At 70.5% G+C, this 20,142-nt stretch carries 20 protein-coding genes and 3 pseudogenes; 13 read left to right on the forward strand and 10 right to left on the reverse strand.

Annotated elements, in window-relative coordinates:
• A pseudogene (locus tag ACWIHY_RS22330) lies at window positions 1-123 on the forward strand (ribonuclease BN); the annotation flags it as partial.
• Between the two features lie 569 nt (window positions 124-692).
• On the opposite strand, the pseudogene ACWIHY_RS22335 reads toward ACWIHY_RS22330, so the two are convergent.
• Window positions 693-1,431 (reverse strand): annotated as a pseudogene (locus ACWIHY_RS22335) (tyrosine-type recombinase/integrase); the annotation flags it as partial.
• 183 nt (window positions 1,432-1,614) lie between these two features.
• On the opposite strand from ACWIHY_RS22335, the gene ACWIHY_RS22340 reads away from it, so the two are divergent.
• The 3 genes and pseudogenes from ACWIHY_RS22340 to ACWIHY_RS22350 all read left to right on the forward strand — a co-directional run bounded on the left by ACWIHY_RS22340 (window position 1,615) and on the right by ACWIHY_RS22350 (window position 3,423).
• Complete coding sequence (locus ACWIHY_RS22340) at window positions 1,615-2,967, forward strand: hypothetical protein (protein WP_454377419.1); 1,353 nt, start codon at window positions 1,615-1,617, stop codon at window positions 2,965-2,967.
• A 104-nt stretch (window positions 2,968-3,071) separates the two neighbouring features.
• A pseudogene (locus ACWIHY_RS22345) lies at window positions 3,072-3,206 on the forward strand (IS110 family transposase); the annotation flags it as partial.
• Between the two features lie 58 nt (window positions 3,207-3,264).
• Complete coding sequence (locus ACWIHY_RS22350; protein WP_454377557.1) at window positions 3,265-3,423, forward strand: hypothetical protein; 159 nt, start codon at window positions 3,265-3,267, stop codon at window positions 3,421-3,423.
• Here the strand turns inward: ACWIHY_RS22350 and ACWIHY_RS22355 are convergent.
• Window positions 3,351-3,725 (reverse strand): hypothetical protein, encoded by a 375-nt coding sequence (locus ACWIHY_RS22355; RefSeq protein WP_454377420.1) that lies wholly within the window; start codon window positions 3,723-3,725, stop codon window positions 3,351-3,353. The two genes, ACWIHY_RS22350 and ACWIHY_RS22355, sit on opposite strands and share 73 nt — an antisense overlap.
• A gap of 328 nt (window positions 3,726-4,053) precedes the next feature.
• Between ACWIHY_RS22355 and ACWIHY_RS22360 the strand changes: the two genes are divergently transcribed.
• From ACWIHY_RS22360 to ACWIHY_RS22375, 4 genes are all read left to right on the forward strand, one after another.
• Complete coding sequence (locus ACWIHY_RS22360; RefSeq protein ID WP_454377421.1) at window positions 4,054-4,455, forward strand: DUF4234 domain-containing protein; 402 nt, start codon at window positions 4,054-4,056, stop codon at window positions 4,453-4,455.
• A gap of 170 nt (window positions 4,456-4,625) precedes the next feature.
• Window positions 4,626-5,549, forward strand: a complete 924-nt coding sequence (locus ACWIHY_RS22365) for a MurR/RpiR family transcriptional regulator (protein ID WP_454377422.1) — start codon at window positions 4,626-4,628, stop codon at window positions 5,547-5,549.
• Window positions 5,550-5,941: 392 nt separating this feature from the next.
• Entirely contained in the window at window positions 5,942-6,334 is a 393-nt protein-coding gene (locus ACWIHY_RS22370; protein ID WP_454377423.1) for a hypothetical protein, read from the forward strand.
• A gap of 90 nt (window positions 6,335-6,424) precedes the next feature.
• Entirely contained in the window at window positions 6,425-6,682 is a 258-nt protein-coding gene (locus ACWIHY_RS22375) for a DUF2277 domain-containing protein (RefSeq protein ID WP_454377424.1), read from the forward strand.
• On the opposite strand, the gene ACWIHY_RS22380 is transcribed toward ACWIHY_RS22375, so the two are convergent.
• The 4 genes from ACWIHY_RS22380 to ACWIHY_RS22395 all read right to left on the reverse strand — a co-directional run bounded on the left by ACWIHY_RS22380 (window position 6,679) and on the right by ACWIHY_RS22395 (window position 12,125).
• Window positions 6,679-7,332 carry a DedA family protein gene (locus ACWIHY_RS22380; protein WP_454377425.1) on the reverse strand — a complete coding sequence of 218 codons (654 nt, stop codon included), beginning with the start codon at window positions 7,330-7,332 and terminating at the stop codon, window positions 6,679-6,681. The genes ACWIHY_RS22375 and ACWIHY_RS22380 overlap by 4 nt on opposite strands.
• A 237-nt stretch (window positions 7,333-7,569) precedes the next feature.
• Entirely contained in the window at window positions 7,570-9,489 is a 1,920-nt protein-coding gene (locus ACWIHY_RS22385) for an FAD/NAD(P)-binding protein (protein WP_454377558.1), read from the reverse strand.
• A 177-nt stretch (window positions 9,490-9,666) separates the two neighbouring features.
• Complete coding sequence (locus tag ACWIHY_RS22390) at window positions 9,667-11,355, reverse strand: alkaline phosphatase D family protein (protein ID WP_454377426.1); 1,689 nt, start codon at window positions 11,353-11,355, stop codon at window positions 9,667-9,669.
• A gap of 113 nt (window positions 11,356-11,468) precedes the next feature.
• Complete coding sequence (locus ACWIHY_RS22395; protein WP_454377427.1) at window positions 11,469-12,125, reverse strand: HNH endonuclease family protein; 657 nt, start codon at window positions 12,123-12,125, stop codon at window positions 11,469-11,471.
• 192 nt (window positions 12,126-12,317) lie between these two features.
• On the opposite strand from ACWIHY_RS22395, the gene ACWIHY_RS22400 reads away from it, so the two are divergent.
• Together ACWIHY_RS22400 and ACWIHY_RS22405 are read left to right on the forward strand one after the other, a co-directional pair.
• Window positions 12,318-13,181 (forward strand): ABC transporter permease, encoded by an 864-nt coding sequence (locus tag ACWIHY_RS22400; protein ID WP_454377428.1) that lies wholly within the window; start codon window positions 12,318-12,320, stop codon window positions 13,179-13,181.
• A 254-nt stretch (window positions 13,182-13,435) separates the two neighbouring features.
• Window positions 13,436-14,017: a TMEM165/GDT1 family protein gene (locus ACWIHY_RS22405; protein WP_454377429.1), complete on the forward strand. Its 582-nt coding sequence runs from the start codon at window positions 13,436-13,438 to the stop codon at window positions 14,015-14,017.
• Window positions 14,018-14,047: 30 nt separating this feature from the next.
• Here the strand turns inward: ACWIHY_RS22405 and ACWIHY_RS22410 are convergent, their stop codons facing one another.
• From ACWIHY_RS22410 to ACWIHY_RS22420, 3 genes are all read right to left on the reverse strand, one after another.
• A complete protein-coding gene (locus tag ACWIHY_RS22410) occupies window positions 14,048-14,710 on the reverse strand; it encodes an HAD-IA family hydrolase (protein ID WP_454377430.1) in 663 nt (220 codons plus the stop codon).
• 170 nt (window positions 14,711-14,880) lie between these two features.
• Complete coding sequence (locus ACWIHY_RS22415; RefSeq protein WP_454377431.1) at window positions 14,881-15,090, reverse strand: hypothetical protein; 210 nt, start codon at window positions 15,088-15,090, stop codon at window positions 14,881-14,883.
• A gap of 81 nt (window positions 15,091-15,171) precedes the next feature.
• The gene (locus ACWIHY_RS22420) at window positions 15,172-16,203 is read right to left on the reverse strand and encodes a peptidoglycan-binding protein (protein ID WP_454377432.1); all 1,032 of its coding nucleotides are present in this window, start codon (window positions 16,201-16,203) and stop codon (window positions 15,172-15,174) included.
• A gap of 145 nt (window positions 16,204-16,348) precedes the next feature.
• On the opposite strand from ACWIHY_RS22420, the gene ACWIHY_RS22425 reads away from it, so the two are divergent.
• Window positions 16,349-18,412 carry an MFS transporter gene (locus tag ACWIHY_RS22425; protein ID WP_454377433.1) on the forward strand — a complete coding sequence of 688 codons (2,064 nt, stop codon included), beginning with the start codon at window positions 16,349-16,351 and terminating at the stop codon, window positions 18,410-18,412.
• 24 nt (window positions 18,413-18,436) lie between these two features.
• Here ACWIHY_RS22425 and ACWIHY_RS22430 read toward each other — a convergent pair whose 3' ends face one another.
• On the reverse strand, window positions 18,437-18,913 hold the full coding sequence (locus tag ACWIHY_RS22430; protein WP_454377434.1) for a GNAT family N-acetyltransferase: 477 nt from the start codon (window positions 18,911-18,913) through the stop codon (window positions 18,437-18,439).
• A 100-nt stretch (window positions 18,914-19,013) separates the two neighbouring features.
• On the opposite strand from ACWIHY_RS22430, the gene ACWIHY_RS22435 reads away from it, so the two are divergent.
• Window positions 19,014-19,655 carry a hypothetical protein gene (locus tag ACWIHY_RS22435; protein WP_454377435.1) on the forward strand — a complete coding sequence of 214 codons (642 nt, stop codon included), beginning with the start codon at window positions 19,014-19,016 and terminating at the stop codon, window positions 19,653-19,655.
• Window positions 19,655-20,140: a hypothetical protein gene (locus ACWIHY_RS22440; protein WP_454377436.1), complete on the forward strand. Its 486-nt coding sequence runs from the start codon at window positions 19,655-19,657 to the stop codon at window positions 20,138-20,140. The genes ACWIHY_RS22435 and ACWIHY_RS22440 overlap by 1 nt, the downstream gene beginning before the upstream one ends.
• Window positions 20,141-20,142 lie beyond the last annotated feature (2 nt).

Consider the following 20,142-nt stretch of genomic DNA (forward strand, 5'->3'; position numbering starts at 1 on the left):
GTCCTGGTCATCCAGTCCTGGCTGGTCGGCGTGGGCATCGTCATCTTCGGCGGTGCCCTGGTCGGCCGACTGCTGCACGAGGAGATCCCCCGCGCCGCACACGCGCTGAAACGGCGACGATGAGATGGGGCGGCCTGCCGTCTTGTGGCGCGTCGCGTACCTTCGCATCCGCCCTCCGCGACTCCTGCCGCCGACTGTTCGGCGGAGTGCCGGTAGATCTCAGCGAAGCCATCCGCTCACACGTGAGCTGCGCAGCGAAGCCGGACGTGTCCTCCAGCTAAACCGCAGCGGCGTCCACTTCGGCGGTCAGCACAGTCGAAGATCGGGTACGCCGGGGGCGTTTGTGCCAGTGATCGGGCGAACGAGGTACGGGCAGCGGCGGTCCGTGCAGCACATGGTCGACGGCCCGCTGCTCGTTCGGCAGACCTCATGCCCCTCCCAGAGGTCAGTCCACAGCAAACAGGTCCGCCGTGCCACAGTTGTGCCAGAACGAGCGGGGAACCACGGGAAAACAAGGTTCCTGACGGCCACGACACCCGGAACCGGCCCTAGCCGGGCTCTCGCAGGTCAGCCCGCATGTTGCCCCACCTCGCTTACAAAGCAGATGTCGGCGGTTCGAACCCGTCCGCGCCCACCAGTACAAAGGCCCCCAGCCGATCATGGCTGGAGGCCTTTGACATCCAGATCTGACATCAACCGGGGCGGTCATTCACGACCGGCGGTCGCTTTAGCATCCGGTCCAGGTGGCTCACTGCCTCACGCTGCGTGTCCTGGACGACGTGGGCGTAGATGTTCATCGTGACGGCGATCTGGCTGTGACCGAGGATCTCCATCACGACACGGGGAGCGACGCCAGCAGCGGTCAGCAGCGTCGCGCAGCCGTGCCGGGCACCGTGCAGCCGGATCACTCGAATCCCGGCTGTCTGCGCCACGCGGGTGAACGAGCGGTACAGGTTGCGCGGCTCGATCGGCCGGCCGGTGCGTGTCGTGAAGACGTAACCGGTCTCCTCCCACTCGTCCCCGGCGCTCTCGCGCAGCGCCGCCTGCCGCATCCGCTGCCACCGCAGGGGAGCGACGCAAAGAGCGGGCTGAGGCAAGGTCTGCCGACGGCGGCGCCCCTTGGGATCGTCCTCGTATGCCTCACCCCGGACACGCTGTCGCTGGGTACGGACGCGGATCTCACGCTTTTCGAGGTCGAGATTCTCCCAACGGAGGCCGACCACCTCACCGCGGCGGAAGCCGAGCGCGATGGCGATTGCGAAGGCCGCGTAGAGCGGGTCCTTTCGGGCGGCCGTCAGGAAGGCCAACGTTTCGTCCAAGCGACCACGGCGATATGTTGCGCGATTCGACCGAGGGCGGCTCGACCAGCGTCGCCACGTTCCGCATGACCAGCTCTTCCCTGCACGCGGCGGTCAACGCGGTCCTCAGGACGCTACGGCCCCACCCGGCGAGCCAGAGCATGGGCCCGGGTTGCGGGATGCAGTGAGCGGGCGAAGAGTTGTTTTGTAGTGCCAGTGCACCGTTGAGCTATGGAGCTCCGGTGACCTTGGGCCGCCTCGAGGGGCCAAGTCCACAAAGGCAGAGCAGCACACTGCAAGCGCACCTGGATTCCTCATGGCCAAAAACGCCCGGCGACGAATCTCCCGCATTGTTGGCGCGTCCTGCTTGGCTGCCGCGCTCGCGGTGCCGGTAGGCATGGGCACTGCTGTGGCAGCGCCTGATGTCATCGCTCAAGTTGCGACGGCGGGGTCACCAGATCCTCCGCCGCCGCCGCCTCCGCCGCCGCCGGATCAGCAAGAGGAGCAGCCGGAACAGCAGGAGGAGCAGCCGGACCAGCAGGAGGAGCAGCCGGAACAGCCGGAGGAACAGCAAGAGCAGCAGCCGGACCAGCCGGAACAGGAGCAGCCGGACCAGCCGGAACAGGAGCAGCAGGACCAGCCGGAGCAGGACCAGCAGGAGCAGCAGCAGGAGCAGGAGCAGCAGCAAAAGCAGCAGCAGGAGCAGCAGGAGCAGCAGGATGGACAGAAGCAGTTCGTGACGCCGCAGCGGCAGCAGGAGATGGAGGAACAGGTAGAGAAGGCGCCGGAGCAGGTGAAGGCCGAGCTGGACAGGGTTGTGGCCGAGACGCTGAAGATAATCAACAACCCGGCAACGTCGGCCAAGGACAAGGCCGTGTACACAGAAGTCCTGAACCAGCTCAGCGTAACGCTGAACAAAATCGATGACGTGAACACCTCGGCGGAGGACAAGGCCATGTTCACGAAGGCCGTGGCGGGGATGGCCGAAGCGCTGAAACTGGCCCAGGACACGAAGAGGTCAGCGGCTGACCGGCTCGCGTACAGGGATATCGCGCAGAGCATCGGATTTTTCTCTTCGGTTGCGGGGGATCCCAGTGTGTCGGCGGAGAGACGAGCTTTTTACAGGGTGAACACGGAATTGCTCAGCGACGCGCTGGTCGCACTCGCGAAGCCGAAGGCGACCCCGATGCCTCCGCAGGAGCAAAAGAAGATCGAGACGGGCGTGAAGAAGACCGTCGAAGCGATGAAGGCAATCGAGAATCCGAAGACGAAGCCGAAGGATCCGAAGGATCAAAAGGCGATCCAGCAGGTCGTGGAGAAGAACACCAAGGCGCTGCTGACAGTCCAGAACCCGGACGCGCCGGAGGGTGAGCGGAAGGAAGCTCAGACAACGGTGGACCGTCTGGACGGCGCTTCCCAGAATTCCCAGTACCAGGAATTCCTGCAAGAAGTAAAGCGCCTCGGGGCGCCCGCGTCCTGTGTCGAGAAGATCGAGAGCCGAACGGATGAGGCTGGTTGGCCGGAGGGATCTCTCTGGGGTCTTTCTGACCCGTCGTGTGCCGATACGGTATCTACGGGTGCCAGCGAAGGCGGCAAGTGGGGTCCGCTGTTTGAATGCGTGGGGCGCAATCCATTCTCTGAATGTGTGGGTACCGTTCCCAAGGAGTAAGGCCCCGAGGTCAGGTCCAGGCTTCCGGTAGGCCACGAGAAGGCCCCCCCGCGGCGAATCCGCATGGGCCTTCTTCTGGTCGCGTTCCTGCTCTTCCGTCCACGCTGTTACGGCCAAAGGCCCCGAGGATGGCCGAGCGGCTGGTCGACGAGCCCTTCGCCGCTCTGGACGAGCAGACCGTCGTCGTTCCGGGCACTGAGGCAGCCGCGCTGATCGTCCCGAGCCTGGCAAGTTCACTAATTAGCAGCGGTTCAGATCAAGAGTGGCGTCAAGTACCGCCGGGCGGTTGGCTACGCGATCCCATGCCGAGAGCACGTCGAAGACTGGACCAGGAGCCGAATCCCTGTCATCGGCGTCGCCTATGACCCTGAAATGCGGAATTACTATTGGGTCGCCTTGGTCGAGTATCTCCGCCATGAGGTATTGGGGGGAAGAAGCCCAAAAGCGTACCCGTAAGCGAGGAATCTGCGCTCGATGACGTAGGCATTGATGAAATGGTGACATCGGTCCGCGAGTGCATCTCTGAAACCCTCGGGAACAACGAGCAGCAATGCAGGGGGCTGCGCGGCGCAATCCAAAGAACGGTTGATGACCGCCGCCAGAAAAAGGCCGACCATTTCGCTTCGGCACCCCTTGGTGGACAGCGCGGGGCTCGATTGGTGGCTGGCCTTGTTCTCTGTGCTGGAGTCAGAGTCGCCGCAGCCAGCCAGCAGGGTGGCGGATGCGGCGAGGAGCAGGGCGGCGGTGGTGGTGCGCATGGTCCCCCCAAGGACGTGCGTCTCGTGGTCGCGTCATCCCGGCTGTGCGGATTCCGGGGACCAGAGTGACGGAATGGTGACCCTCACGAGCGACAGGTCGAAGTGCGCGGACCGCGCGGAGGACCCGCTGGAACTGGGCCTGGCCTACCTGAGGCATAGAACTAATGGTCGAACTTAAGAAGCAGATGTCGGCGGTTCGAACCCGTCCGCGCCCACCAGTGCAGAGGGCCCCAGCCGATCATGACTGGGGCCCTCTGCCGTGCGCTGCCGGCACATGGCGCGCGTGTGTCCGCCGGTCGTGATGCACTGGACTGACAGGAGGTGCGTCGTGTCAGGTCGCGTCGGCAAGTCCCGGAACATCCTTCTCGTTTGGCTGGTCTGGCCGCTGATCACGCTGGGTATCTACCATCTGGTCTGGTACTACAAAGTGAACCGTGAGGCCCGCGACTTCGACCATCGGATCGAGGTCAGTCCGGTGTACGCCGTGCTGGCCGTCACCGTCGGCTTTCTGGTGATCGTCCCGCCCTTCGTGTCGGTGTACAACACCGGTCAACGCATTGCCCAGATGCAGCAGTCGGCCGGGATGCGGCCCACCTGCAATCCCTGGATCGGGCTGATTCTCATGATCGTCGCCGGTCTGCACTCGCTCTACTACCAGCACGAGCTGAACCAGATCTGGGCTCAGTACCAGAACCTGCCGGAGGGCGAGCAGGTGCCGCTGGCTGCCTGACGTGCAGAGGGACCCATGCCCCCCCCCGGCTGTGATCAGCCGGGGGTCTCCTTCGTGGGCGAGGGTGGGCGCGGGCGGGTGTGGAGGGTGGGGCTCGGGGGACGGCTCGGGGTGTGGTCACGGGGGGTGAGCTATGTTGAGCACCAGTGGGACGAGAGGGAGGCACACCGGTGCCATCACGGCAGCAGGCACGCGCACAGGCGTCTGCGATCACGCCTGGTAGGCAGACTCCGGATACGGAGGCCTCTCCCACCGACCGGGTTCGCGCACTGTTCGGCGGGCACCGGCTGTCCCCGGCGCAGCGGCGTATCGCCCAGTACATCGTCGACCACCTCACCGAGGCCGCGTTCCTGTCGATCACGGATCTCGCCGAGCGCGTGGGGGTGAGCCAGCCGTCGGTCACCCGCTTCGCGTCCTCCCTGGGATTCAGCGGGTTCCCCGCACTCCGCGAGGCTCTGCAGCCCATCGCGCTCAGCTCTGTCGCCGGTGCCCCGGACACGCGGGAGGAGATCCGCCGCAATGAGCTGCAGGCGGCCGTCGATGCCGAGATCGAGAACCTGGAGAGTCTGCGGCGCACCCTTGCCGACCCCAGCCGGGTGCTCGACATGGGGCGGGAGCTGGCCCGTTCGGTGCCTCTGACCGTTCTGGGCCTGCGGATCTCCGTGTCGTTGGCGGAGTACTTCGCCTACGCCGCGCGGCGCATTCACCCCGACGTGCGGCTGGTGACCCGCGGGGGCAGCGTCGCCTACGACGCGTTGCTCCAGTCGCGGGAAGCGGGCGGGACCTGGGTGGTGGCGTTCGCCATGCCCCGGCATGCCAACGAGACCCTCGCGGCGATGCAGGCCGCCCGCAGCACGGGGCTGCGCGTCGCGCTGATCACCGACCTGACGCTCGGGTCGCTCGTGGACGAGGCCGACGTCGCCCTTACCGCCGGCACCGGCTCCCGCCTCGTCTTCGACTCCTACTCGGCACCGGGGGTCCTCTCCGCAGCCGTTCTCCAGGCCATGGCCGACGCCGACCCCGTACGCACCCAGTCGCGGCTCGAGGGGTACGAGCAAGTCGCCGAGCAGCACGACTTCTTCCTCGAGGACTGACCCGACCCGGGCCCCTGACTCCGGGGCCCCGGCTCCGGGCACCGACTCCGGGCCCCGGAGCCTGACTCCCGCTCCCGGCCTCCGACCACCCCGCCGGTTACAGAGCGCCTCCTTTCAGCGCACGGAGGGTATGAATTTTTTCATACCCTTGCGTACTCGGCGGTATATATGTTTACTGCGTGTGGCCGACAGAGCCTATGCACCTCACATCAGTGGATACCCACGAGCGGCGCACTCCTCCTCACGTCGCCCGCGGGTGTTCTCTCGGGGCTCCGCTTTCCTCGGCGGAAGCCCTCCTTGGCGGTCCCGGTCTACCCCTGGGCCGGGACCGCCGCATACTTCCGCGGCATCCCGCGATCAGAGCCCGTCCACCACCCGCCGGAGCGACGACGATGTCCCAGACCCTCTCAGCGATCAGCCCCGACTGGCCGTGTCAGGTCAAGGCCCCCGGCAGTCACGACTGGGAGCGCACGGCGGCCCGCTGGCTGCGAGACCTCCTGCCGGCCCGTTACGCCGGATACTCGACGCTCACCCGCCACCCCGTCCTCCTCGCCCGCCACGCGCAGCTCCAGGTCGAGCACGAGATCCGGGCCGTGCGGGTCGCGCTGCGGACCTGCCGGGCGGAACTGCCCACCATCGGCGTCTCCGAGACGGTCATCGAGGGCACCATCAAGATGTACGCCGTCGAGCTCGAGCAGCTCAACCGCCTGGCCCGTGCCGTCCGGCTCATCACCGAAGCGCTCCTCGCGGGCACCGGCGCCGGCCGGGGATGGTCGGGCCGCTAGCGGGACCGCCGCCCGCGACGGCTGTGCCGAGGAAGCCTCCGACCCTGCCCGCCCGTGCCAAGGGCGGGCGTCCGGGGCTACCGTCGTGGTATGTGCCGCAGCATCAAGACGCTCCGCCCGCCCGTCATCCCCGAAGAGGCCACCGACGAGGAGATCCACGCCGCTGCCCTGCAGTACGTGCGTAAGGTCTCCGGGTTCCGGGTGCCCGCCGCCCACAACCGCGAGGTCTTCGACCAGGCCGTCGCGGAAGTGGCCGAGTCGACCCGGAAGCTGCTCGCCGGTATCGAAGTGCGAGGAGCGCGGGGAGCGAGAGCGGCCGTACGAGACGTGGCCGGGCAGAACGCTTAAGCCGTCGCCGTCGCCGTCGCCGTCGCCGCCGTCGCAGGCACCGGGCGGCGTACGAACAGCGCCGCCAGCGAGCCCGCCACGAACAGCGCCAGCATCGAGACCGCCGCGCCCAGCCACGACGCGCCCAGCCACTGGCCGCCGAAGTATCCGAGTCCCACGCTGTAGCCGGCCCACGCCATGCCCGCCAGGACCGACCAGGGCAGGAACTCCTTGACCTTGCGGTGCGCGGCCCCCGCCCCCAGGGAGACGACGGAGCGCCCCGCCGGGGCGAAGCGGGCGATGACGACGAGGATGCCGCCGCCGCGGCTGAGCGCGGTGCCGAGACGTTCCTGCGCAGTGGTCAGGCGGCGGGAGCGGGCGATGGCGCGGTCGAGGCGGTCGCCGCCGCGCCAGGCCAGCCGGTACGCCACGAAGTCACCCAGTACGGACGCGGTCGTCGCGCAGACCATCAGCGCGAGGATGTCGGGCACCTGGTGCGCCACCTGGCCGGCTGTCGCGACGGTCGTCGTGCCCGCCGCCGCGGCGGTGGCGGCCGTGATCACCAGTACTCCGCTGGGGAGGACCGGCAGGAAGACGTCCATGACCACCGAGACCGCGACCACCGCGTAGATCCACGGGCTGCCGGTCAGCGCCCCCACACTTTCGAACAACGTGACTCCCCGGTTCGTAACAACGCCGCGACGTCGCAGGGGAGCGGCAGGGGCGGCTGTACAGCCATACAGCGTACGCCTGCCATATCGGCGGAGATCGTCAGGGGCCCGACGATGTTGGACATGTCACGTTCAATGCGGTGTCGGGAATACGCCCGGGAATACGCCCCGGATACGGCCTGTATGCGGGCCTGGGCACACCCCCGGGGAGCCCGGAGCGTGGAGCGGACCCGCGGCTCAGCCCGGTGTCCGGTCCGCCGGCTGCGAGGTCAGGACCGCCGTCGTACGCAAGCGCACCGCCGCCCGCAGCGCCGCGCGGGCCACCGCGTCCGCGTCTGTCAGCGTCACCGAGTCCACCCCGGGCCTGGCGCCCGCCGCCGTGACCCAGTGCACGCCCTCCGTGGGCACTCCGAACGCGAACCGCCGTGGGTGTGCCCGCCCCTGACTGTCGATCAGGCGGTACGGGCGGCGGGTGACGTCGAGGCCGCCCGTCTCGTACCCGCCGACCGTGTGCGGTCGGCACTGGCCGGTCTTCAGGAGCCGCGCGAGGAGCTCGTCCGACGTGCGCCGCAGATCGGGCTCCGGCAGCCGGGCCTCCACGAGGGTCCTGGCCGTGACCTCGGACCCCGGGATGTCGGGGGACCGGGCGACGAAGGCGTCGCCGGTCGTCTCCACTGTCATGCGCGGGCCTATGACGTCCAGTACGCCCGCCTCGATCAGTGCCGTCATCTCCTCGATCCTGCGACGCGGCGGGCCTATGGAAAGAAACGCGTTCAGCGGTGTGTACCAGCGGTCGAGGTGGTCGCGGCGCGACGCGCCGGGCAGGCCGGCGTGGTCCACGATCTGCCGCAGTTCGTTGCGCAGGTCGCGCAGTACGTCGAGGGCCGCCTTGCGCGGACCCGCCACATTGCCGAGCGCCGCGTGCGCCGCGTCCCGCCGCAGGTGGCGCAGCAGCCAGGCGCGGTGGTCCGCCGGGTCGCGGAAGGCGTGTCCGGTGTACGGGCGGGCCGTCCGGTCCCAGCACCAGCGTTCGTCGTGCGGTACGCCGAACTCGCCCAGTACGTCCGCCTCCTGGGCGCTGCGGTGCGCGGTGGCGAGGAACCGCCCGCGAAAACCGGTGCCTTGTGCGGCGGCCTGCGCACCGAGCAGCGTCTCGTAATAGACCGTCTCCACCTCCTTCGCGACCAGCGGCCATATCTCGGCCAGGAAGTCCGGAGGGTCCCCGGCGTCCGCGCGGGCGCGGAAGGCCGCGATCACGCGGGGGGTGAGGAGCAGCGGCTCGTGCCTGCCGTACGGGCCCTTCGCGTTGTCGCCGCGCGCCTGGTGCGGTACTCCGCGCCGCGACCCCGCGTACAGGCGCGGTTCGCGGCCCGACGGGTGGTAGACGAGGCCGCCGCCGGGGGCGCGGGTGAACGTGCCGCCGCGTCCCGCTGTGAGGAGGGCCATGTGGTCGAAGAAGTTGAGTCCGAGGCCGCGCAACAGGACCGCTTCACCGGGCGCGAGGGCGGAGAGGTCCAGATCGGCGGGGTTCGCGGGCGGCAGGTGACGCAGGCCGCGGCGGGCGGCGTACGCGGCGAGGTGCGAGTCCGACCGGTCCGGGTGGACCGGGAGATGACCCTGGGCGAGGACGACCGCGCTCAGGCCGGTCAGCGTCTCGCCGTTGTCGAGCGCGAGTGTCTGGGTTGAGTCGGGGGCGTCCTGGAGGCTCACGGCCCGGGCCCGGTGCACCCGCACGGTGACCGACTCCGGTGCGCCGCGCACCACTTGGCGGAACACCCACTCCAGGTAGCGGCCGTAGTGGGCACGGGTCGGGTAGTCGTCGGGGCCGAGCGCCGCCTCGCCGTCACGAGGACCGTCGCCCTGGCATTCGCCGCCGTGCGAGGTCGCCCACTCGTACAGGCTCGGCCCCGGGCGTATCGGGCCCTCGCAGGCGACGCTCGCGTCGGTGAAGAGCGTGACCTGCGAGGCGACGGTGTTCATCAGCAGCTCGGCGGGCTGTTTGGTACGCCAGACCTGACCCGCCCCCGGGGGCGCCGGATCGACGACGTGCACCGTCAGCCTCGCGTCCGGTGCCAGCGCGGGCACGGAGGCGCAGAGCCTTTCGAGCACGCTGGTGCCACGGGGGCCGGCGCCCACGACAGCGAGGGCTTGGTGCACGGACAAGGCGGTGACTCCCGGGGCGAGCGTGGTGTGGGGCGCTGGAGGCGGAGGGTCCGCATCATCATGCCGGTGGAGTGCGGGAAGTCGTACCCCTGTCGGGCAGGATCCCCGCCGCTGTGGGAAGGATCACGGGAGGCCCGCCGGGGTGCCCGCGCCGGGCCCGGCGCGGCCCGGTCACCCCCGGGTCGCGTGTTCGGGATCCGGGTCCGCCAGTTCCCTCTCCAGTACGGTCGACAGCCCCGCGCCCCCGCCCTTCCTCGCCCGCGCCTGGTCCAGTCGCAGCACTGCCGACCGGCCCCGCAGCGTCAGGGTCATGAGCTGGTTGCCGAACCACGGACCCGACGTCTTGCGCCAGTCGATCCGTGGTTCACCGACCCGCCCGTGCCGTGCCAGGAAGCGGCCGAGGCGCCGTCCGGTTCTGCTCCAGCCGAAGCGGAACCCGAGCCGTATCGAAGCGGGAATGCTGTTGTGCACGGGGGAGCAGGTCAGCTGGAGCACCCGCGCCGCCGGGCCGCCCCCGCCGAGCCAGTCCGGTTCGGCGACGTACGCGTGATGCACGTCGCCCGACAGCACGCACACCGTCGCCGGCGCCGCGGGGCCCGAACCCGCCTCCGCGATCAGATCCGTGAGCTGCTCGAAGGACGCCGGGAACGCGGCCCAGTGCTCCAGGTCCGATCTCCGGCGCAGATCCTCGCCGAACCGCGCCCAGCGTCCGCCGCGGCCACCCCGCTCGCCCCGGCACAGCGCCGCGTTCCATCCCTCCGCGTCATGGATGAGCGGCGGCAGCAGCCATGGCAGCGAGGTCCCGATCAGCAGGTGGTCGTACGAGCCCGGGTCCTCCAGCGCCTGTTCGCGCAGCCACCTCGCCTCGGCGTCGTTCAGCATCGCGCGCCGGTCCTCCTCCAGGACGCGGGCCGCCCGCGTGTCGACCATGAGCAGTCGTACCCGCCCGAAGTCGCGCCGGTAGCTCCAGCGCACGCAGGCCGTGTCGGCGTCGGCCCGCGCCGCGAACGCGCGCAGGTGGTCCGTCCCGTCGGGGACCGCCCGTACGGCCGCGAACAGCTCGTCGGCCGCGAGCACGGCGGGCGGGAGATTGCCCAGGTGCTGGTAGACCCAGTACGACATCAGGCCACTGAGTATCCGCTCCCGCCACCAGGGGGTGGTGCGCATCTCCGCGAGCCACGACGCGCTGGTGTTCCAGTCGTCTATGACGTCGTGGTCGTCGAAGATCATGCAGCTGGGGATGGTGGAGAGCAGCCAGCGCACCTCGGGGTCCAGCCAGGACTCGTAATAGAGGCGGGTGTACTCCTCGTAGTCCGCGACCTCGGCGCCCGGCGGCTCGCGCAGATCGCGCCGTGCGGCCAGCCAGCTGCGCGTCGCCTGCGACGTCTCGTCGGCGTACACCTGGTCGCCGAGCAGGAGCAGCACGTCGGGGCGTACCGCCGTGGGGTCCGCCGCCAGGCTCGTGGCCAGCGTGTCCAGGGCGTCGGGCCCCACCGGGTCGTGCTCGCCGTCGGCCGGCGCGGCCCACCGGCACGAGCCGAAGGAGACACGCACCTCCTCGGTGCCCGCGGCCGGTGTACGGATGGTGCTCGGCGGGAAGCGGGTGCCTTCGAGGGGCCACACCCGCCGCCCGTCGAGCAGCACCTCGTACGCCGTCTCCGAGCCGGGCCGCAGCCCGGTCACGGTGACGAGCGCGTAGTGGTGGCCGGCGATCTGGAACGTACGGGACGAACCGCCCGCGCCGTCGTCGCACCGCACCTGCGCCGTGCACGGCCGGTCCGTCTCGACCCAGACGGTCGCCGCGTCACCGGCCTCACGGTCGACGTACCGCAGCAGTGGTCCCAGCCGAAGCCCGGCCATAAGTCGTCCTCCTCAGTCGCCCCGTACGGTACGGAACGACGGAGGGGGATGGCGAGGTTCCTGCGTTCCCGGTTCTGATCCCGGTGCTGGTCGCGGGCTGATTCCGATCCTGGTCAGCAGTTGTTGAGCACGCCCTGGAGCGCGCTCTTCTCGGCGGAGTCCACGCTCAGGTTCCAGTGGTGCTTCACGTGGACCCACATCCGGGCGTACGTACAGCGGTAGGCCGTGCGGGACGGCATCCACTCCGCCGGGTCCAGGTCGCTCTTGGCCTGGTTGACGTTGTCGGTGACGGCGATGAGCTGCGGGCGCGTCAAGTCGTTGGCGAACGACTGGCGCTGGGCGGTCGTCCAGCTGCTCGCGCCCGAGCGCCAGGCCTCGGCGAGGGCCACGACGTGGTCGATGTCGAGGTCGGACGCGGCCGTCCAGGTGGCGCCGTCGTACTCGGAGTACCAACTGCCGCTGACCGCCGCGCAGGCGGAGTCCTGCTGGACGTTCGTACCGTCGCGCTTGAGGACGACCTCGCGGGTGTTGCAGGCGCCCGACTGGGTGATCCAGTGCGGGAACTTGTCGCGGCTGTAGCCGGTGGACGAGCCCTCGGCGCGCTCGGTCAGCTGGCCGAGGTACGTGCGGGCGGTGGCGGCGCTCACGGGGGTGGGCGGGGCGGCCTGGGCGGTGGGGGCGGTGAGCAGGACGCTCGTGCCGACGAGGGCGGCGGTGGCGGTGAGGACGGCTATTCGGCGCACTGCTCGACGCGCGTAGACACCTGACATGCGAACTCCTCGATGTGTGGGGGGGCTGACCGGTACCGGGACGTGGCGATGCCCGTCGCCGGGCTCGGTCATCGTGGCGGCGCCAGGTTGCCGGGGGATGGGCGCCAGGTAACAGAGTGACGACATGAGCACGTCACATCAAGGGATTCTGACGTCCCGACACGGTTCCTTCACCGCCCTAGAGTTGGCCGGGTGCCCGACCCGCCAGCGACCCCCCTCGCCGCCGATGCCCAGGTCCTGCTGCCCGCCAACCCCACGCTCGGGGCGGTCCTCGCCGTGCTGCTCGCGGTCGCCGTGACCGTCGTCGCCTGCGCCCGCCTCTCCGACGACGGATCGCGGCGCCGGGCCCGCTCCGTCGCCGTCGCCGGTCTGCGGGCCGCCGTCCAGCTCGCCGCCGTGTCGCTGCTGATCGGCTGGGTCGTGCGGTCGGGATGGCTGCTGCTCGCCTTCCTCGCCCTGATGTACGCCGTCGCCGTGCGCACCGCCGGACGCCGGATCACCCCCAACGCCACCTGGTGGTGGGCCGCCGTGCCGATCGCCGCCGGTGTCTTTCCCGTCGTCACCGCGCTCCTGCTCACCGGCCTCGTGCCGGCCGACGGCATCGCGCTCGTCCCCGTCACCGGCATCCTCATCGGCGGCGCGCTCACCGCGACGGTGCTGGGCGGGCGCCGGGCGCTCGACGAGCTCGTGGTACGGCGCGGGGAAGTGGACGCGGGCATGGCGCTCGGCCTCCTGGACCGCGACGCCCGGCTGGAGATCGCCCGCCCCGCGGCCTCGGACGCGCTGCTGCCCGGACTCGACCAGACCAGGACGGTGGGCCTGGTCACCCTGCCCGGCGCCTTCGTCGGCATGCTGCTGGGTGGCGCCTCGCCGCTGCTCGCGGGGGTGGTGCAGCTGTTCGTACTGGTCGCGCTGCTCGCGGTGCAGGCGGTGGCGGTCGCGGCGGTGCTGGAACTGGTGGCACGGGGGCGGCTGCACCGGGAGGCGGCGGAGAAAGAGGACGCGGAGGAAGAGGATGCGGACGAGGGGGGAGGGGCGGGGGACCAAGGGCCCTGACGGGGCCCGGCCCCGGTCGCGTACCCTGTTCGGAGCAGAAGGGGAGTAGCTCTTCGCCGGACCGTCGACATACTGCTGAGCACGCCTCAGCCGGCGCCCGGAGGCGGACAGGAATCCAGCCGGAATCCAGCCCGCCAGCGAGACCTTCGGCCGCAGTGTTGTTGTCTTTGCGACGCTGCCGTGCCGAAGCGACCCCTGATTCACGCAGGTTTCTCTCGGTGCGGGCAGCCCGACCGATTGAGGAACCCCACCCCATGATCAGTTTCACCATCATGGCGATCACCTTCGGCACCGTCTTCCTCGCCGAACTTCCCGACAAGACCGCCCTGGCCGGCCTCATGCTCGGCACCCGCTACCGCGCGTCGTACGTCTTCGCGGGCGTCGCGGCCGCCTTCGCCGTGCACGTGGCCCTCGCCATCGCGGCGGGCAGCGTACTGACCCTGCTGCCGCACCGGCTGGTGCAGGCGGTCGTGGGTGTTCTCTTCCTCGCCGGCGCGCTGGTACTGCTCTTCAAGAAGGACGACGGGGAGGAAGAGGTCAGGGCCCCCGCCGACCAGTCGTTCTGGAAGGTCTCGGGCGCGGGCTTCATGCTCATCCTCGTCGCGGAGTTCGGCGACCTCACGCAGATCATGACGGCCACCCTGGCGGCCCGCTACGACAACCCGGTGTCCGTGGGCATCGGCGCGGTGCTGGCCCTGTGGGCGGTGGCGGGCATCGGGATCGTGGGCGGCCGCACGCTCATGAAGTACGTCCCCCTGAACCTGATCACCAAGGTGGCGGCGGCGCTGATGCTGGCGCTGGCGGCGTTCAGCCTCTACGAGGCGATCGCCGGCTGACCGCCGGACCGGCCCGCCCTCGTGCGGCGCTCAGGCGGCGATGTGAAGCCGCAGCGTGCCGTCGGGCAGGGCCTCGATCCGCACCTGCGTGAGGTCGTCCACGTGCACCGTCGGGCTGTGGACGGCCGCGCGCGGGCCCACGCCCACGACGCGCATGCCGGCCGCCCTGCCCGCCGTGATGCCCGCCTCGGAGTCCTCGAACACGACGCAGTCGGCCGGGGCGTGGCCCAGCTCCGCCGCGCCCTTCAGGAAGCCCTCGGGGTCCGGCTTGCTCGCACCCACTTGCTCGGCCGTGACGCGGGTGACCGGCATCGGCAGCCCGGCGGCCGTCATGCGCGCCTGGGCGAGGGCTTCGTCGGCCGACGTGACCAGGGCGTGCGGGAGGCCGGACAGCGCGGACATGAACGCGGGGGCGCCGGGGACCGGTACGACGCCGTCGACGTCGGCGGTCTCCTGGGCGAGCAGCTCGCGGTTGTCGGCGTGGTTCTGCTCGACCGGACGGTCCGGCAGGAGCACGGCCATGGTGGCGTACCCCTGGCGGCCGTGTACGACCTTGAGGGCGGCCTCCGGGTCCAGGCCGTGCGCCTCGGCCCAGTGGCGCCAGACGCGCTCCACGACGGCGTCGGAATTGACCAGGGTGCCGTCCATGTCCAGCAGGAGCGCGTTGGCGTTCAGAACGGTGGTGGCCGGCATCGACGTACTCCAGAGCGCGGAAGAAAGAGACAAGCGGCCCCGCCCGCCGGTCAGGGAAAACGGGCGGAGGCCACTTTGTTTCTCCAAGGTACAAAACAAACGGGGAGAGCGCCACCCCGCCCCCCGCCGCCCCCTCCCGAACTGCCGCACGCTCCGGCTCTCGCTCCGGCTCACGGCAGCGGCAAAGCCTCCGTGACGGCGGGTGGGGAGGGCTTCGGCCTGCGCGGTTCGCGCACGCCGGAGGGCGGCGGCCCGCCGTCGGGACCGTTCCAGGTGCCGGCGGTACGGCGGCGCAGCAGCCGGAAGATCAGCAGCAGGGGAAGGAGCGGAAGGAGCGGAAGGAGTGGCAGGGCCCGCAGCAGCCAGGAGTTCTTGTTCATCCTTCGACAGTCCGCCCGGCGCGGCGCGAAGGCCATAGTCCGTCAGGGCCCGTCGGAGCGCCCGACTTCAGGGCTCCCCTCTCAGGGCTCCCGCGTCTCCGCCTCCAGCGCGCTGCGGGTGTGGGGGCCGTAGGTGCCCGCAGGGTCACCCTGGATGTCGTGGGACGACTGGTACGCGCGCAGAGCCTGCTCCACGCGGTCGTTGAACTGACCGTTGTCGGGACCGTTGTAGAACTGGGCCTGGGCGAGCCGGTCCTGCAACTCCGCGACCTCGGGCCCCCGGTCGCCCCTGCTGAGCACCGCGCCGCCGGCGGGCGGCTCCGGCGCCTGCTTCACAGTGCCGGTGTTCTCCGCCGTGGAGGGCGCCGACGACGGGGTCGCCGTGCCCGGCTCCGACGAGCCGGCCCCGATGCCCGGGGAGGCGCCGGCCGACGCCGGGGCGGACCCGGTCGCGGCCCCGGGCGAGGAGGCCGTCGCCGACGGGCCCGGAGCGTGGGACGCGGCGGCGGACTCGGGGCCCTTCGACGCGGACGTCTCGGGGGTGCCGCTCGGTGCCGGTGGGCTGGTCGCGATGTCCGGCAGCGCGAACTCCTGCTCGTCGCTCCCCGAGAACAGGCCCCCGGCGAACGCGGCGGTGCCCACGACGGCGACGACGGCCGCACCCACCGCGAGCCACAGCGAGGGCCCCTTGCGCTGCTCACGGCGGCGTGCGGCACGCCCCTGACCGGAGCCGAATGCGTACAGGTCCTCGGCGGTGTCGGCGCTCGGGTACTCGGAGTCGAAAGCGCTGCCCGGACCCGCCCCGGGCAGCGGTACGGCAGCCATGGCCGCGGTCGCGCCGTCCTCCTGCCCGCCTTCCGGCCCCGGCCCGTTTCCGGCCGGCCCGCCGAGCACCCCCAGCGCTCGTGTGACGGCCGCGGCGCAGTCGTGCTCCGGGTACGGAGGAGTTGCGCGCCCTCCCGTCTCCGGCGGGCCGTGGAGCGTCACGTACGGGCGTATGCGCAGCGGACTGAAGTCCTCCGCCGCCCGCTCCGCACACCCGCACCCGGGTCTGCCGTCGTTGGACGCGGCACCCCGGTCCGTACCGCACTCGGGACATGCATGTCCGTTCACCGTGGGTCCCCTCCCTCGAACTGCCAGCGATTATGCAGACCGGCGGACCCGATGCCCAGCGGGGTTCCCCGCTCGGCAGGCCATATCGGCCCACAACGATCAGGATGGAAGATGCACGACTCCCAGGGGACCCGAGGAGTAGTCCATGGCCCAGCAACCGAGCGGCGCCCCCGCCGCGGCCCCGGTAGCCGGCCCCGGCACAGAACCGGGCGACAGCCGACGGACCGTTCTTGTAGCCATCGGAGCGCTGCTGCTCGGCATGCTGCTCGCCGCGCTCGACCAGACCATCGTCTCCACCGCCCTGCCGACGATCGTCAGCGAACTCGGCGGCATGGAGCACCTGTCCTGGGTCGTCACGGCGTACATGCTCGCCGCGACCGCGGCCACGCCGCTGTGGGGCAAGCTCGGTGACCAGTACGGCCGCAAGAAGCTTTTCCAGGCTGCGATCGTCATCTTCCTGATCGGCTCGGTGCTGTGCGGCGTCGCGCAGGACATGTCGCAGCTCATCGGCTTCCGCGCGGTGCAGGGACTGGGCGGTGGCGGACTGATGGTGCTGTCCATGGCCATCGTCGGCGACCTCGTGCCACCACGCGAACGCGGCAGGTACCAGGGCCTGTTCGGTGCGGTCTTCGGCGCCACCAGCGTCCTCGGACCACTCCTCGGCGGGCTCTTCACCGAGCACCTCAGCTGGCGTTGGGTGTTCTACATCAACCTTCCCATCGGCGTCGTCGCGCTCCTCGTGATCGCCGCCGTACTGCACATCCCGGTCGGCTCCGCGCGCCACACCATCGACTACCTCGGCACCGCCCTGATCGCATCGGTCGCCGTCTGTCTCGTCCTCGTCGCCTCGCTCGGCGGCACCACCTGGGCCTGGGGATCGGCGCAGATCATCGGGCTGGCCGTCCTCGGCGTCGTACTGCTCGTCTGGTTCGTTCTCGTGGAGCGCAAGGCCGCCGAGCCCGTCCTGCCGCTGAAGCTCTTCAAACTCCGTACGTTCACGCTCGTCGCCGTCATCAGCTTCATCGTCGGCTTCGCCATGTTCGGCGCGATGACCTATCTGCCGACGTTCCTCCAGGTCGTTCAGGGCGTCACGCCCACCATGTCCGGCGTGCACATGCTGCCGATGGTGCTCGGCATGCTGATCACGTCGACCGCCTCCGGCCAGATCGTCAGCCGTACGGGCCGCTGGAAGGTCTTCCCCATCGCCGGTACGGGCATCACCGCCCTGGGCCTGCTCCTGCTGCACCAGCTGACCGAGACCACCGGCACCTGGGAGATGAGTGCCTTCTTCTTCGTCTTCGGCGCCGGCCTCGGCCTCGTCATGCAGGTGCTGGTGCTCGTCGCGCAGAACGCCGTCCGGTACGAGGATCTCGGCGTCGCCACCTCCGGCGCGACCTTCTTCCGCTCCATCGGCGCGTCCTTCGGCGTCGCCGTCTTCGGCACCATCTTCACCAACCGGCTGCTCGACAAGCTCGGCGACGCCCTCGCCGGCCAGCAGCTCCCGCCGGGCATCGGCCCCGACCAGGTCGCGGCCGACCCCCGGGACATCGCCCTGCTGCCGTCCGGACTGCGTCCTCCGGTCCTGCACGCGTACTCCACGTCCATCACCGACGTCTTCCTCTACGCCTCGCCCGTCGTCCTCATCGCCTTCGTGATCGCCTGGTTCCTGAGGGAGGACAGGCTGCGCAGGTCGGTGACGGCGCCCGACGCGGGCCAGACGCTCGCGTCCAACCCTGTCGAGCGTTCCTCGTACGACGAGTGCGTCCGCGCCCTGTCGGTGCTCGCCACCCGGGAGGGGCGTCGGCACATCTACGAGAAGATTACCGCGAAGGCGGGCTACGACCTGCTGCCCGCGGCCAGTTGGCTGCTGCTGCGCGTCAAACGCGAGGGCGCCGTCGAACCCGCCATGCTCGCCGATGTCACCCCGGTGCCGCTGCGGGTCGTCACCGACGCCGCACGGCAGATCGAGGAGCGCGGGCTCGCCCGGCGCGACGGCCTGCAACTGGTGCTGACGGACAAGGGGAAGGAGGTCGCGGAGAAGCTGGTCAAGGCCCGCGAGGAGTCCCTGGCCGAGCTGCTCGGCGACTGGTGGGGGCCCGACCGGCCGACCGATCTGATCCAGCTGGTCGAGCAGTTGAGCGCCGAGGTGAGCGGCTCCGACCAGGACCGCCCGTACAGCCCGGCGCCCACACCCGATCATCACTTGTGAGCGCGGGCGACAGGGCCGGGCGCGTTACAGCGGCTTGGCGAACCAGTGCTCCGCGTACGGCCCCTGGTTGAACGCCGGCACCTCGGTGTACCCGTGCCGTGCGTACAGCGCGCGTGCCTCCACCAGGTCGTTGCGCGTGTCCAGCCGGACGCGCTTGACCCCGAGGTCGCGGGCCGCCGCCTCGGCCTCGGCCAGCAGCAGCCCGCCGCCGCCGGTGCCGCGGAAGGCGGGGCGTACGTACACCCGCGTCAGCTCGGCGGTGTCCGGGTCCACCACGCGCAGCCCGGCGCAGGCGGCGGCCGTGCCGTCGTACCGGCCGACGACGAACTCGCCCGTGGGCCGCACGAGTCGCTCCACGCCGTCGTCGGTGAGTCCCTCGTCGATCTCCCGCGCGGTCGCGGGCCGCCCCCAGTAGCGGCTGGCCACCTCGTCGTAGTAGTCGCGGCGCAGGGCCGTCGACTCCCGGGTGTCGTAGCGCTCGGGGGTCACGTTCCAGTTCATGGTCACGTCTGTACCGGAGCGCCCGGCCGTTTGACCAACGAATTACGGGCAACTCGCAGCGTGACAAGCCGTTGACAGACCGAGAACCGGGAAGGCAGCCATGTCCACAGTCTGGATCATCGCCCTGATAGCGGTGGTCGTCATTCTCCTCGTCTCCGTGTTCCTCGTCGCCGGACCCGGCAGGCGCGGTGGCGGGCGCGGGCTGAAAAGGCGGTTCGGTCCCGAGTACGACAGGGTCGTCGCCCACCACGACGGCGACACGAAAGCGGCTGAACGCGAGCTCGACGAGCGCGTGAAGCGGCACGGGTCGCTCGAACCGCGGCCGCTGACCCCCGAGATCCGTGAGCAGTACGTCGCCCGCTGGGCGGCGGTCCAGGAGCAGTTCGTCGACTCCCCGCAGCACGCCGTCGCCGAGGCCGACCGGCTGCTGGCGCGGCTGGCGGCCGACCGGGGCTTCCCGGCGGACGGCCAGTACGACGAGCAGGTCTCCGCGCTCTCCGTCCACCACGCCGACAAGGTGCACGGCTACCGCAGGGTGCACGGCGCGGCGCACACCGACAGCAGTACGGAGCAGATGCGCGAGGCCATGCTCGACGCGCGTGAGCTCTTCGAGACGCTGGTCACCGCCAAGCCGACGGACAGCGGCAGGAACCGCCCGCAGCGCGCCGACGACCGCCACAGCCGTTCGCACGCCCCGTGGTCCCTGGGCAAGGGCCATCACCCGAAGGGGAGTGGTGCGTGATGACGTACGACGCCGATCCGGACACCAGGGCCCAGCAGTCGCGACAGCGGGCGGAGCAGCCGCCGCGCGCCGTGCCCGAACGAGGCACCCCACGGCCGGCCGGTCCCGGCCCGGCCCCGACCCCCGAATCCACCTCTGTGGGGATTCCCGCGGACACCTCAGCGACCACCTCTGCGGGCACCCCGGCCGGCACCTCCGCGACCACCTCCACCCAGGCGCAGCTCATCCCGCGGGGCGAGCGCGACAAGCTGGCCCTGCGTCTCCAGCAGGCCGTCAACACCTTCGTGGACGGCCCCCGGCGCGCGGTCGAGGAGGCCGACAGCGTCTTCGAGGAGGTGACCCGCTGCCTGACCGACGCCGTCACCGAACGGCGCGGCTCCCTCCGCTCGGGCTGGGCGGCCGAGGACCACGAGGCCGAGACGGAGGAGCTGCGGGTCGCCCTGCGCACGTACCGCGAGGCGACCGAACGCCTGCTGCGGATGTGACG

This window comes from Streptomyces sp. NPDC055287, from assembly GCF_053646035.1.

Excerpts from the sequence above, each read along its gene's own strand:
- ACWIHY_RS22340 (WP_454377419.1), top strand. The coding sequence starts at position 1,615 with ATGGCCAAAAACGCCCGGCGACGAATCTCCCGCATTGTTGGCGCGTCC.
- ACWIHY_RS22355 (WP_454377420.1), bottom strand. The coding sequence starts at position 3,725 with ATGCGCACCACCACCGCCGCCCTGCTCCTCGCCGCATCCGCCACCCTG.
- ACWIHY_RS22370 (WP_454377423.1), top strand. The coding sequence starts at position 5,942 with ATGTCCCAGACCCTCTCAGCGATCAGCCCCGACTGGCCGTGTCAGGTC.
- ACWIHY_RS22375 (WP_454377424.1), top strand. The coding sequence starts at position 6,425 with ATGTGCCGCAGCATCAAGACGCTCCGCCCGCCCGTCATCCCCGAAGAG.
- ACWIHY_RS22390 (WP_454377426.1), bottom strand. The coding sequence starts at position 11,355 with ATGGCCGGGCTTCGGCTGGGACCACTGCTGCGGTACGTCGACCGTGAG.
- ACWIHY_RS22395 (WP_454377427.1), bottom strand. The coding sequence starts at position 12,125 with ATGTCAGGTGTCTACGCGCGTCGAGCAGTGCGCCGAATAGCCGTCCTC.
- ACWIHY_RS22405 (WP_454377429.1), top strand. The coding sequence starts at position 13,436 with ATGATCAGTTTCACCATCATGGCGATCACCTTCGGCACCGTCTTCCTC.
- ACWIHY_RS22410 (WP_454377430.1), bottom strand. The coding sequence starts at position 14,710 with ATGCCGGCCACCACCGTTCTGAACGCCAACGCGCTCCTGCTGGACATG.
- ACWIHY_RS22415 (WP_454377431.1), bottom strand. The coding sequence starts at position 15,090 with ATGAACAAGAACTCCTGGCTGCTGCGGGCCCTGCCACTCCTTCCGCTC.
- ACWIHY_RS22425 (WP_454377433.1), top strand. The coding sequence starts at position 16,349 with ATGGCCCAGCAACCGAGCGGCGCCCCCGCCGCGGCCCCGGTAGCCGGC.
- ACWIHY_RS22430 (WP_454377434.1), bottom strand. The coding sequence starts at position 18,913 with ATGAACTGGAACGTGACCCCCGAGCGCTACGACACCCGGGAGTCGACG.
- ACWIHY_RS22435 (WP_454377435.1), top strand. The coding sequence starts at position 19,014 with ATGTCCACAGTCTGGATCATCGCCCTGATAGCGGTGGTCGTCATTCTC.
- ACWIHY_RS22440 (WP_454377436.1), top strand. The coding sequence starts at position 19,655 with ATGACGTACGACGCCGATCCGGACACCAGGGCCCAGCAGTCGCGACAG.